At 57.8% G+C, this 12235-nt stretch carries 11 protein-coding genes; 6 read left to right on the top strand and 5 right to left on the bottom strand.

The features are described 5' to 3' along the window. Positions 1–15 precede the first annotated feature (15 nt). Both K6123_RS00900 and K6123_RS00895 read left to right on the top strand, forming a co-directional pair. A complete protein-coding gene (locus K6123_RS00900; protein ID WP_221793200.1) occupies positions 16–1074 on the top strand; it encodes a sensor histidine kinase in 1059 nt (352 codons plus the stop codon). Further along, positions 1071–1829: a LytR/AlgR family response regulator transcription factor gene (locus K6123_RS00895; protein ID WP_221793198.1), complete on the top strand. Its 759-nt coding sequence runs from the start codon at positions 1071–1073 to the stop codon at positions 1827–1829. Before K6123_RS00900 ends, K6123_RS00895 begins: the two co-directional genes overlap by 4 nt. Here K6123_RS00895 and K6123_RS00890 read toward each other — a convergent pair. Further along, positions 1821–2627, bottom strand: coding sequence for a sulfotransferase family protein (locus K6123_RS00890; protein WP_221793197.1), 807 nt, complete (start codon positions 2625–2627; stop codon positions 1821–1823). The two genes, K6123_RS00895 and K6123_RS00890, sit on opposite strands and share 9 nt — an antisense overlap. Before the next feature lie 222 nt (positions 2628–2849). Between K6123_RS00890 and hemC the strand changes: the two genes are divergently transcribed. Genes hemC through K6123_RS00870 form a run of 4 tightly spaced genes read left to right on the top strand, consistent with a single transcriptional unit; the run spans position 2850 to position 7088 of the window. Further along, positions 2850–3791 (top strand): hydroxymethylbilane synthase, encoded by a 942-nt coding sequence (gene hemC, locus K6123_RS00885; RefSeq protein WP_221793195.1) that lies wholly within the window; start codon positions 2850–2852, stop codon positions 3789–3791. 3 nt (positions 3792–3794) lie between these two features. Beyond that, on the top strand, positions 3795–4544 hold the full coding sequence (locus K6123_RS00880; RefSeq protein ID WP_221793193.1) for a uroporphyrinogen-III synthase: 750 nt from the start codon (positions 3795–3797) through the stop codon (positions 4542–4544). A gap of 49 nt (positions 4545–4593) precedes the next feature. Then, on the top strand, positions 4594–5898 hold the full coding sequence (locus K6123_RS23440) for a uroporphyrinogen-III C-methyltransferase (protein WP_221793191.1): 1305 nt from the start codon (positions 4594–4596) through the stop codon (positions 5896–5898). Next, positions 5895–7088 carry a heme biosynthesis HemY N-terminal domain-containing protein gene (locus tag K6123_RS00870; RefSeq protein ID WP_221793189.1) on the top strand — a complete coding sequence of 398 codons (1194 nt, stop codon included), beginning with the start codon at positions 5895–5897 and terminating at the stop codon, positions 7086–7088. Before K6123_RS23440 ends, K6123_RS00870 begins: the two co-directional genes overlap by 4 nt. A gap of 54 nt (positions 7089–7142) precedes the next feature. On the opposite strand, the gene K6123_RS00865 is transcribed toward K6123_RS00870, so the two are convergent. The 4 genes from K6123_RS00865 to ubiD all read right to left on the bottom strand — a co-directional run bounded on the left by K6123_RS00865 (position 7143) and on the right by ubiD (position 12208). After that, positions 7143–8384: an ABC transporter substrate-binding protein gene (locus tag K6123_RS00865; RefSeq protein WP_221793187.1), complete on the bottom strand. Its 1242-nt coding sequence runs from the start codon at positions 8382–8384 to the stop codon at positions 7143–7145. 122 nt (positions 8385–8506) lie between these two features. After that, the gene (locus tag K6123_RS00860; protein ID WP_343223938.1) at positions 8507–9355 is read right to left on the bottom strand and encodes a mechanosensitive ion channel family protein; all 849 of its coding nucleotides are present in this window, start codon (positions 9353–9355) and stop codon (positions 8507–8509) included. Between the two features lie 178 nt (positions 9356–9533). Beyond that, on the bottom strand, positions 9534–10574 hold the full coding sequence (locus K6123_RS00855; protein ID WP_221793186.1) for a 2Fe-2S iron-sulfur cluster-binding protein: 1041 nt from the start codon (positions 10572–10574) through the stop codon (positions 9534–9536). A 143-nt stretch (positions 10575–10717) separates the two neighbouring features. Then, positions 10718–12208 carry a 4-hydroxy-3-polyprenylbenzoate decarboxylase gene (ubiD, locus tag K6123_RS00850; RefSeq protein ID WP_221793184.1) on the bottom strand — a complete coding sequence of 497 codons (1491 nt, stop codon included), beginning with the start codon at positions 12206–12208 and terminating at the stop codon, positions 10718–10720. Between the last annotated feature and the right edge of the window lie 27 nt (positions 12209–12235).

The raw sequence follows: 12235 nt of genomic DNA, 5'->3' as shown, positions 1-12235 counted from the left end.
GTCGGAATTGCCCGGATGCTCAAACGTGAGCCGCTGAATGAAAGTCGCCAGCAGCAAAAGCTGCTCGACGCATTTTTTTTGCCGGATCTGTGTAACACCCGTGCAGTGCTCTATTTATTGGCTGTCAGCGAAGGGCTGGTGATGACGCTGGCGCTGATGGAAGCGCCACTGGAACGCTTTTCACTTGAACGTTTCGGGCTGGTGTCGATGTTTGTACAGTGGGTGGCGCTGGTGTCGGTGGCCTTGTTATGTCAGCTGCGCCATCGGCTGGTGGCCTTTTCGGCGATGGCGGCGGCGGTGCTGGCAATGCTGCTGGTGCAGCTGGTGACCCTGCTGGTGGGGCTGATAGCCGACCGCTTGTGGCCCAGTGTGTTGCAGGGGCCAGACTGGCTCTGGCTGTTACGCAATGCACTGGTCAGTGCCCTGGTGACCGCCCTGGCGCTGCGTTATTTCTATGTCCAGAGCCAATGGCGTATCCAGGCCCAGGCAGAGCTGCGGGCACGCTTGTCGGCCTTGCAGGCGAATATTCGGCCGCATTTCTTTTTCAACACCCTCAACACCGTGGCCTCGCTGATTGTGGTTGATCCGGACAAGGCGGAAACCATGTTGCTGGATCTCGCCCAGCTGTTCCGGGTGGTGCTGAAGGCTGATGATCACCCTTCCTCGCTGGCGATGGAAATTGAACTGGCGCGGCGTTATCTCGATATCGAACACACCCGCCTTGGCCAGCGTTTACAGGTTGAGTGGCTGTTGCCGGAACAGCTGCCAGAGATTGAACTGCCCTCTCTGGTGTTGCAGCCATTGCTGGAAAACGCGGTTTACCACGGTGTGCAGCCACTGCGGCAGGGAGGCTGGATCCGGGTTGAAGTGCTCAGTGCACCCGGCTGGGTTGAAGTGGTGGTGACCAACGCCCGGCCAGAAAACTATCAGGGCCATGGCAATGGCATTGCCCAGCAAAATATTCAGGCGCGGCTGACCGCCATGTTTGACGGTCAGGCGCGTTTGTCTGTGCAGCAGTCGGCGACGGAATATCGGGTGCGGTTGCTGATTCCATCGGAGAAAGAAGATTCATGACGTATCGATTGTTGCTGGTAGACGACGAACCGCTGGCGCGGGATCGGCTGTTGCGACTACTGGAAGTGCACAAGGAATATGACGTGGTGGGCACTGCCGACAGTGGCGAACAGGCGCTCGAATGGCTCGCCGGGGAGCATGCTGATGTGCTGCTGCTGGACATTCAGATGCCCGGCCTGACGGGGCTGGAAACCGCCGCGGTGTTGAATCAGCAGCCCAACTCACCGCTGGTGGTGTTCTGTACTGCCTATGACGATTTCGCCCTCGATGCCTTTGGCGTCAACGCGGTGGATTACCTGCTCAAGCCGATTCGCCGCGATGATCTGGCGCGAGCGCTGCAACGGGTGTCCGAACGGCTGCAGAGTCAGCCGACACCGTTATTACCGCAGCAGCAACCACAGCCGTCTGCGGCGACCAAACCTCACCGAGTTAATCTGACCGCCCGCAGTCACAATGGCCTGGAGCTGATTCCGGTGCAGTCGGTGTTTTATTTTCTGGCTGACCAGAAGTATGTCAACGCCGTCCATGAACAGGGTGAAACCCTCATCGACGAAAGCCTGAAACAGCTCGAAGATGAGTTTGGTGAGCGCTTTGTGCGGGTTCATCGCAGTGCGCTGGTGGCTCGGGATCGCATGGTACGGCTGGAACCCCAGAGCGAAGGTGGTCACAAGATTTACCTTACCGGGCTGGCCGAGGGTATTCCGGTCAGTCGCCGCCATCTGGCGAATGTACGGCGGCTGATGAAGTCACTGTAACAGTTCGGCCGGTGGCGTCAGCTCATAGCCATAACGGCGAAAGTCCTCCGCATACAGCAAACGAATCAGCTGGACATCGGCATCGGTGAGGGTGGGTGTCGGAATTTTCTGGCGTTGCTGGTTAGTGTTATCGCGGCTTGCCCGGTCAGTGGCATTCAGACGACTGTTTAGCTGTTGGCGGGCGAGGTTCTCGCGGCCATCATCAAAGCGTCGCAGCACCGGTTCCATATCCGCGTTGAAGTTTTCCATTTTGCCAAGCCAGTGATAGTCGATCAGGTCGTGCATCAGCAGGCTGCTCTGCGGCCGCCAGTGCCAGTCCATCTGCTTCTCCGGCTGTTCGGCAATGATTTGCAGGAAGGTGCTGAAGTCTGGCGTATAGCGATACGGCCAGCCGAGTTTCTCAAGAAAGCGGCCGTCCAGATCGCGGTTGTAGATCTTGTCCTTGTAGGCCGACACGATGCGGGTGTAGGGGTTGCGCACAAAGCTGAAGCGCAGCCACTCGGGTGAGGCCAGAATGTGGTTGAGTTCGCGGTCAGTCAGTTGCCGGATGCAGCGCTGCGGATGATGGCCATGCAGCGATGGCAGCGACTCCACTCCCGGCAGATCAGCCCACATGATCCGTTTGATGCTGGTGTTGGCGACCTTGGGATTAACCACATAGAACAGCTTGCGATCTTCGTGTAGCGCTGCCATACGACTGATCGAACCCGGGCGACTGAGTTTGAGTTGCTGCTTGGTACTGTTGTGTTTACCGGTAATGGCGTATTGCAATTTTTCCATCAGCAGGGCGTGGGACACAGATTTCTCCTGTAACAGTCTGGTTGCAGAGCGGTATTCACCAGCCGTGCAAGCGTTACAGAAACAACGGTGGACGTCCGCCAGCGTTGACAGAACATTCGTAAAGAACTGATTAATCGGGTCATGCTGGTGTAACCCAGCCTGATCAATACCGATCCCCCCGGCTGGCTGGTATGATGCAGCAATCATTGTTATCGCCGGTCTGGTTACTGAAGGATTCCCATGTCTGCTGTTCGTACACTTCGTATTGCTACCCGCAAAAGCCCGCTTGCCTTGTGGCAGGCTGAACACATCAAGGCGCGTCTGCTGGCACTGCACGATGGGCTGGCAGTCGAGCTGGTGACCTTCTCGACCCAGGGCGACAAGATTCTTGATACCCCGCTGGCCAAAATTGGCGGTAAGGGGCTGTTCGTCAAGGAGCTGGAAAATGCCTTGCTCGACGGTCGTGCCGATATCGCCGTGCACTCCATGAAGGATGTGCCGATGGAGTTCCCGGAGGGGCTCGAGCTGGGCATCATCTGTGAGCGTGAAAACCCGCTCGACGCCTTTGTTTCCAACCAATACAAGAGTCTGGATGAATTGCCGCAAGGCGCGGTGCTGGGCACCTCGAGCCTGCGGCGTCAGTGTCAAGCCCAGCAACTGCGGCCTGACCTGCAGGTGAAATCCCTGCGTGGCAACGTTCAGACCCGTCTGGGCAAACTGGATGCCGGTGAATTCGATGCCATTATCCTGGCTTCAGCGGGCTTGCTGCGGATGGAAATGGACGATCGCATCGCCTCCTTTATTCCGGCGGAAGTATCATTGCCAGCTGGTGGCCAGGGCGCGCTGGGCATCGAATGGCGTTGCGGTGACAGCGATATTCAACAACTGTTGCTGCCACTGGCGGATGCCGATACCACCTCATGTGTGTTGGCCGAGCGGGCGCTCAATCGCCGCCTGCAGGGTGGCTGTCAGGTACCGATTGCAGCCTACGCCACTCTTGATGGCGACACCCTCAACCTGCGTGGACTGGTCGGTTCAGTGGATGGTGAAACCATTCTGCGTACCGAACAAAGCGGTCATGCGGCTGATGCTGAAGCGCTGGGCATGCTGGCAGCGGAACATCTGCTGGCACAGGGTGCCGGTGCGATTCTGCAGGCCGTTTACGGCCATGAGGTCAAATAAGCCTTGGCCAGCTTGATTGTCACCCGGCCGCAGGATCAGGCAGAAGACCTGATCACTGCCCTGCAGGCCGCTGGCCATCAGGTGGCGCACCTGCCGCTGATGCGTATTGAGGCCGTCACCAAAGACAGCCATGAGGCACGGCTTGCCCGTACCGCCTTCATGGATCTGGATATCTACCAGCATGTGATTGCCATCAGTGCCAATGCTGCCCGTGAGGGACTGGAATGGCTCGACGAATTCTGGCCGCAGCCGCCGATTGGCATTCACTGGTATGGCGTGGGTCCGGCCAGTGCTGAACCGCTGCGGCAATATGGCTTCAGCGCCCAATGTCCGGCCAGTCGTTATGACAGCGAAGGCCTGCTGGCCTTGCCAGACTTGCAGCAGGTTGCAGAACAACGCATCCTCATTTGGCGCGGTGTTGGTGGGCGCGAAACACTGGCCAGTGAACTGCGGGCACGCGGTGCGCGGGTGGAATACGCCGAGCTGTATCAGCGTCTGCAGCAGGTCTATAGTCCGGCCGACTGGCAAGAGGTACTGACGCCAGCCAGCTGGTTACTGCTCAGCAGTGGCCAGGCGCTGGAGATAGTGTTGGCGCAAGTCGCCGACCTGCCAGCACGGCTGGCTGGCATAATATTACCCAGCGAACGGGTGGCAGAGAGCGCCCGCCAGCTCGGATTTCAACAGGTACTGGTGCCTGCCAGTGCCCGTGACGAAGATATGATCGCCTGCCTGCAACAGGCTGGTATTGGCTGACTTGAGAATAACCAGGCGGTGACCAGCCGCCCGAGCACAGGATATCGACGTGGACGATAACGGCAAACCATCGAAAACCGATCAGCAGCAGGATGGCGACGACCACAGCCCGGAGAACAAGCCCGGCAGCGGTGATAATCATGACGCCAGTGTCGATGCCAGGGTCAATGTCAGTGACGCTGTGCTGGTAACCGAAACTCCCGCTGACGAAGCACCAGCCCCAAAACCGGCTAAAGCCAAAAACAAGGCTAGCGCTGTCGACTTAGAGCAAACGGCGGAAGCAGACAAACCGGCTGGCAAATCGCGTTGGTTATGGCGGTTGCTACTGGTTCTGATCGTGCTGGCATCACTGGCGGCATCCGCGCTGGTGGTATGGCTCAATCGCCAGCAGGCCCAGCAAATCACCAGCTTGCAGCAACAGCTGCAATCCATCGGCCGTCAGGTCAGCCAGCAACAGCAGCAGGAATCAGCACTTCAGCAAGTACAGCAAAAGCTGCAGAGCGCCGATACCGGACTGCAACAGCAGTTGCAGACTATCAGCCGTCAGGCCGCCCATAACGAGCGTCAGCTGGTGCAACTGGCCGGTTCCGACCGTCAGGACTGGCTGGTGGCCGAAGCCGAATATCTGCTGCGACTGGCCAATCAACGGCTGAATCTGGAACGCGATGTCGACAGCTCTCGAGCGATGCTGGAAGCCGCCGACAAGGTACTGGCCGAAACCCGTAACCCGGCCTTTGATGCCGTGCGCAGCAAACTGGCGCGCGAAATCCAGTCACTGCGACTGGTGCCTGGCGTCGACCGGGTTGGCGCGGTAGTGCGCCTGCAGGCGATGCAGGACGCGCTGGATCAGGTTAACTGGTTGCCAGTCAGCGGTATGCCAACGCAATCTCACACCGCGTCTGCCAGCCCGGTGGTTTTGGCCTGGTACGAACAGCTGTGGCAGGAAATGAAAGCCGGTCTGGCGGATGTGATTCGTATTCGTCGACAGGACACGCCAGTGGCGGTACCACTGTCACCGGAACAAGCCTACTACCTGCAACAGAACGCCCGTTTGATGCTGGAGCAGGCGCAGCTGGCGATGTTGCGGCGCGACCAGAACCTCTACGACCGCAGTCTGCAACGAGTGATCGGCTGGATTGATCAATATCTGCCGGACGAAGACATGGCGACCCGTGAATTGCGAATTCTGGTGAAAGAGCTGCAGGGCTGGCAGGTCAACCCGGCGGTTCCGGATATCAGTGGCTCGCTGCAGTTGTTGCGTGACCGTCTGGCACTGGCCAATGACGGGGTGATGCCGCTGGAGGACGCGACGCAGCCGGGTAGCCAAAGCACGCCAGACGGAGCACAGCCATGAAACGCTGGTTACTGTTTTTTGTCATTACGCTGGTGGTGGGCCTGACACTCGGCTCGCTGACAGGTCAGGATCCCGGTTATGTGCTGATGAGCTGGGGTCTGTACCGGATTGAAACCAGCCTCTGGTTCTTCCTGTTACTGCTGATCCTGCTGGTACTGGGGCTGTATTTCCTGTTCCGATTCAGTCTGGTGATGCTGGGCTCCGACTGGCGCTTTAACGAATGGCGTCGCAATCGTCGAACCACCCGTGCTCGCAAACAAACCACGCGCGGCCTGTTGTCGCTGGCGCAGGGCCAGTGGGCGCGAGCTGAACGACTGCTGACCCGCTCGGCGGCTGACACCGACATGCCCCTGATCAACTACCTGGCCGCCGCTCGTGCGGCCTACGAACAGGGCAAACACGAAACCACCGATGAATTGCTGAATTCGGCCAACAAGAGTACTCGCGGTGCTGAACTGGCGGTGGGGATTTCCCATGCCCAGCTACTGGTATCCCGTGGCCACAAGGAGCAGGCGCTGGCGGTACTGGTGAACCTGCGCGACAAGTATCCACGCCATACCTATTTGCTGAAGCTGCTGGTGCGGCTGTATCAGGACCTCGAAGACTGGGTGGCATTGCACGACATGCTGCCGATCCTGCGCAAGGTCGGCAAGGTGCCGCAGGACAAGCTGCGTGAGCTGGAGGAAAAGGTTTACGTGCAGCTGATCGAACGGACTGCGCGCAGCCAGCATGGCAAGAGTCAGGCCGAAGCCCTGCGCAAGCTGTATCAGTCGATGCCGCGTTATTGCCGTTACAGCGCCACGATTGTCAGCCGCTACACCACGGCCCTGCATGATCTGGGTGAAGATGATCTGGCCGAGACCGATTTGCGCAACGCCCTGGGTCATGTCTGGAACGATGAACTGATCCATCTGTATGGCAGCCTGCATGGTGCCGATACCCGTCGCCGTTTCCTGTTTGCCGAAAAGCAGTTGCAGGAGCGTCCGAACGATCCAGTACTCTTGCTGATTCTGGCGCGACTGGCCAACAAGCTGGAACAGCCGGAGCGGGCACGGGAGTTGCTGCAGGCAGGCTTGCAGTTACGCAATTTGCCTGAGCTGAATGCTGAAATGGGCAAGCTGCTGGTTCAGCAACAGGATCATGTGGCGGCCTGCCGCTATTTCCAGCAAGCGGTGCAGGAGCTCAACTGAGCTGATCGGATATTTATGAGCGCTGCCGCTGCAGCGCTCAACCGGCAAGTCAGCTTATTGCAATTCCAGCGGTGCACCCGCCAGTCGGCGGGTGTCGTCCCATTCAGGGCGGGTCTTGGCGACCTGGTCGCCGCTCACCTTCAGCAGGATATCGAAGTAGTCCTCGTGATACTTGTCCTGCAATACTTCCTCGCGCTGCTTGCCACGCACCACATAGACGGACTGCAGGTTCTGATGGTCGAAGTCACGCCAGGTCTGGGTGTCTTTCAGCAGCACATAACTGTAGTTTTCCAGCGCAGCGATCAGCTTGTCGGTGTTAAGGCTTTTGGTCCGTTCAACCGCATCGCGGAACTGGTAAACGATACTGTAGGCGGACGCTGCTGAGCTGGAAGGATACTTGTTGTAGCGACGGCTAAATTCTTCGACAAAGGTTTTACCTCTCGGATAGTCGAACTGATACGGTACTTTCCAGCACCAGGGTACAGCACCAATCACACCTTCCAGCACCCCGGCACCAGCCGACTTGGCCATCCCCAGCGTCAGGTTTGGCACGACTATCTGCATCTTGTCTTTCAGGCCCATTTTGTAGGCCAGATTCAGGGCCGTGGCCATGTCGTCACCAAACTGGATCAGCATCAGCACGTCGGCACCGGAGTCTGCGGCTGCCTGCAGAGAGGTTTCGAGATCGGACTGGCGTGGTCTTGGAAAGGGTACCAGCACGCCTTTGTGCAGCACTGAATCTGTGGTTTTGGTAAACATCCGCAGCGACGATTCGGTGGAGTGCCCCCAGCTGTAATCGGCAGTGATATAGAACACCCGTTTATTGGCGAGGTCTTTTTGCAGATAGGCTGACAGTGCCTTGGCCGCCATCCAGGCGTTATAGGTTTCCCGGAACATATGGCGGTGGCCATCTTCATCGGTGGTTTCGTTGGCGTAGGTGAGAGTGCCGAAATAGATCAGGTTCTGGTTGGCTGCTTCCTTGCCTGCGGCAATCGCCACTGCACTGGAAGAACCGCCAAACAGCATCGACACGCCCTGGGCGGCAAGATCCTTGACGTTCCCAACGGCGCGGCCGGGTTTGGAAGCGGTATTGGCGGTCAATAATTCGAGAGGACGTCCCAGCACACCGCCAGCGGCGTTGATTTCCTCAATCGCCATCAGTGCGCCACGGGCCTGGGCAATGCCCTGTTCCTTGTAGCGTCCGGTCGATGGATAGTTGAGGCCGAGCTTGATCGATTGTTGGGCGTGGGCGTGCAGGCTGATGCCTATCAAGGCTACAAAGAGATAGCGAATCATGGCGGAATCCTGGGACTTTTTTTGTTGTTGTGACGCCATCATTGCTGTTTTTAGCGACCAAGGCCCTATGGCTTTGGTCGCATAGTTGAGCCAATTCACACTGAATTGGCTCGATTTCACACTTATTCTGCGCTGGTATCTTCCTTGTGCAGATGTACATCCATTTGAGGGAAAGGAATTTCGATACCCTGGGCGTCAAATGTCAGCTTGATACGCTCGATCAGATCCCACTTGGTGGCCCAGTAATCGGCGGCGTTGACCCACGGGCGGACGACAAAGTTGACTGAAGAATCGGCCAATTCGGACACGCCAACGGTATAGTTGGGATCTTTCAGCACCCGTGGTTCGGCTTCCAGAATGTCCTTCAGAATCTGTTTGGCTTTGAGCAGATCGCTGCCGTAGGAAATACCAATGATCAGATCCAGGCGGCGGGTCGATTCTTCTGAGAAGTTCACCATGGTGTTACCAAACACATTGGAGTTGGGCACAGTCACCACGCGGTTATCCGGGGTTTTCAGACGGGTGCTGAAGATGGTGATGCGGTCTACCGAACCAGCGACGCCATCGACTTCGACATAGTCACCGACTTTGAAAGGACGGAACAGGATCAGCATCACACCTGCCGCGAAGTGCGACAGCGAATCTTTCAGCGCCAGGCCAACGGCCAGACCGGCGGCACCCAGCAAGGTGATCAGCGAGGCGGTTTCCAGACCCAGCTGCGACAGCGAAATCACGATTACCAGTACCAGCAACAGCGCATTCAGCACGGTGCTGACGAAGTTGGTGAGGATCGGATCGACCTTGGCCTTGGTCAAGGCACCATTGACGCCTTTCAGCAGCAATTTGGCGATAAAACGACCAATGATAAAGACCAGGATGGCAATGATAATCTGGGTGCCCCAGGGCAGCAGGTAGTTAGACCAGATGTCCTGGGCGGAAATCGAATTTTGCAGTTCGTTGAGGGAATCCACGCTTTATCTCCTTGAATAGCCGATCGGCACGTCACCGTAGCAGTTTTCTACCACAGTTCAGGGCCAAAATAGTGACAAAAGTTTGCACTATCGGAATTGGACTGAACAGGCCGTCAGATAACGACTGTCAGAGAGGGAACAGCCATGGCAACCAGCACGCTGCCACAGCTGGGCGAAGTCAGTCTTTGGTTGGACGAGTGGCCCAGGCAAAGACGTCAGAATGCAGATTGGCTTCGGTCAGGCCAATCGGTTCGAGCTGGTCGAGGGTACCGAACACCATGTTGGGCGAACCACAGGCCCAGGCATGAATGCCGGACAAATCGGCGAAGTCATGCTGAATAACCTGATAGATCCAGCCTGCGCGGCCGTTCCAGTCTTCCGTGGCCTGTTCCAGAATCGGATGGAAATGGACATTGCCGTACTGCTTCACCCACTCAAATGGCAGCTGGTTCAGATAAAAACCACCGCTGTGGCGGTTGGACCAGTACAGGTGCACTTCGTGATCCGGCCTGAGCGCCAGAATGCCTTCCGCCAGCGCCTTGATCTGGGCAAAACCGGTACCGGCACAAATCAGCAGAATCGGCTTGTCGCCAATCTCCTGAAGCTTGCTGGCCGACACAAAACAGTCGCCCATCGGCAAGGTCGCCGTTACCACCGGCTGGCTTTGCAGATACTGGATCACTTGGGCGGCGGTATCGCTGGCGTTGGCGATATGCAGTTCCAGAAGACGTACATCCTTGCCGGTCATGGAGCCGGGAGCGCTGGCGATTGAATAGGGCAACTGGCGGGCTTCCCCGTTCACCTCAACGTGCAGCATCAGATACTGGCCAGGCAGGAAATCCAGCGCCTTGCCGGCCGGAGCCAGCAGCTCGACGACCATGACTTCATCGTTGGCAGCGGTGACAGACTGCACCTGAAACGCCAGGCTCAGTTGCGGTTTGTCATCCGGGTGTTTGACGTTAGACATAAAAATCTCGGTATCTGTAGTCGGTATGGCTACACAACATAGTACCTGATTCTGTTTCTCAAGCACGTGCTGGCCAATCGGATTACTGAATTCCACCTCGCCATGTCGCAGTTGGGCCTTACAGATTTCACAAATGCCGTTTTTGCAGGCGATCTTCATTTTGATACCCGCTGCCCTGGCGGCATCCATAATGGTCTGGCCAGGCTCGCAGGAAATGGAAATATCGGCGGGCAGGAAATGGAGTTGCGGCATGGTTTGGCTCTGGTGAAGTGTTGTAGATCTGTCTGTAGTTCGGATGAGCCTGCGCCATCCGACAATCCGCTGTTGGATGGCACTCGCTGCGCTCGTTTATCCAACCTACGTCCGGTCCGTGGAGCAGGTTGGCGACACCCGACTCAAATATTGCCACCCTGCTCCGGCAGCTGAATCCCCAGCTGGTCCCAGATTTCATCAACATGAGCAACCACGTCCGGGTCTTTGACAATCGGTGTGCCCCACTCGCGGGTGGTTTCGCCCGGCCATTTGTTGGTGGCGTCGAGACCCATTTTCGAGCCCAACCCCGACACAGGTGAGGCGAAGTCGAGGTAGTCGATCGGGGTGTTTTCAACCAGCGTGGTGTCGCGGGCCGGGTCCATACGGGTGGTGATGGCCCAGATCACGTCTTTCCAGTCGCGGGTGTTGACGTCGTCGTCGACCACGATCACAAACTTGGTGTACATGAACTGACGCAGGAACGACCACACGCCCATCATCACCCGCTTGGCGTGACCGGCGTACTGTTTCTTCATGCTGACAATGGCGAGCCGGTAGGAACAGCCTTCCGGCGGCAGGTAGAAGTCGACGATTTCCGGGAATTGCTTCTGCAAAATCGGTACAAATACCTCGTTCAGCGCCACCCCCAGTACGGCGGGTTCATCCGGTGGACGGCCGGTGTAGGTGCTGTGGTAAATCGGGTTGCGGCGATGGGTAATACGCTCGACGGTAAACACCGGGAAGCTGTCGACTTCGTTGTAATAACCGGTGTGGTCGCCATACGGTCCTTCCGGTGCCATATCGTCCGGGTGGATCACGCCTTCCAGCACGATTTCCGCTGAGGCTGGCACCAGCAGATCGTTGCCGATGCTTTTCACCAGCTCGGTTTTGCTGTCGCGCAGCAGTCCGGCAAAGGCGTATTCGCTGAGCGTGTCTGGCACGGGGGTGACAGCGCCCAGAATCGTCGCCGGGTCAGCTCCCAGAGCAACAGTGACGGGGAAAGGCTTGCCCGGATGGGCTTTTTGCCACTCCTGGAAATCCAGTGCTCCGCCACGATGGCTGAGCCAGCGCATGATGACGCGGTTCTTGCCGATCACCTGCTGGCGGTAAATCCCCAGATTGTGGCGCTCCTTGTTGGGCCCCTTGGTGATGACCAACGGCCAGGTGATCAGTGGTGCGGCATCACCGGGCCAGCACTTCATCACCGGAATGGTCGACAGATCCACCGCGTCGCCTTCAATCACCACTTCCTGACAGGCGGCCTTGCGGACTTCCTTTGGCCCCATGGTCAGCACCTTTTTGAACACCGGCAGTTTTTCCCAGGCGTCTTTCATGCCTTTGGGTGGCTCAGGCTCTTTCAGGAATGCCAGCAGCTTGCCGACTTCCCGCAGCGCTTCCACCGACTCCTCGCCCATACCCATGGCGACCCGCTTGGGAGTGCCAAACAGGTTGGCCAACACCGGCATGCCGTAGCCTTTGGGGTTTTCAAACAGCAGTGCCGGGCCGCCGGCCCGCAGGGTGCGGTCGGCGATTTCGGTGATTTCCAGATGCGGATCAACCGGGTGGCTGACGCGTACCAGCTCGCCCTGTTTTTCCAGTTGATCGATAAAGTCACGCAGGTCGTCGTATTTCACTTCGGTGCCTCACTTGCAGATGGTGGC

This window comes from Oceanobacter mangrovi, assembly GCF_019740315.1.
Taxonomy (GTDB): Bacteria; Pseudomonadota; Gammaproteobacteria; order Pseudomonadales; family Oceanobacteraceae; genus Oceanobacter; species Oceanobacter mangrovi.
Note: the sequence above shows the minus strand (reverse complement) of the source record. Positions and strands in the feature narration are given on the sequence as shown.

Coding starts and splice junctions, on each gene's coding strand:
- K6123_RS00900 (WP_221793200.1), top strand. CDS start 16: ATGCTCAAACGTGAGCCGCTGAATGAAAGTCGCCAGCAGCAAAAGCTG.
- K6123_RS00895 (WP_221793198.1), top strand. CDS start 1,071: ATGACGTATCGATTGTTGCTGGTAGACGACGAACCGCTGGCGCGGGAT.
- hemC (WP_221793195.1), top strand. CDS start 2,850: ATGTCTGCTGTTCGTACACTTCGTATTGCTACCCGCAAAAGCCCGCTT.
- K6123_RS00870 (WP_221793189.1), top strand. CDS start 5,895: ATGAAACGCTGGTTACTGTTTTTTGTCATTACGCTGGTGGTGGGCCTG.
- K6123_RS00865 (WP_221793187.1), bottom strand. CDS start 8,384: ATGATTCGCTATCTCTTTGTAGCCTTGATAGGCATCAGCCTGCACGCC.
- K6123_RS00855 (WP_221793186.1), bottom strand. CDS start 10,574: ATGCCGCAACTCCATTTCCTGCCCGCCGATATTTCCATTTCCTGCGAG.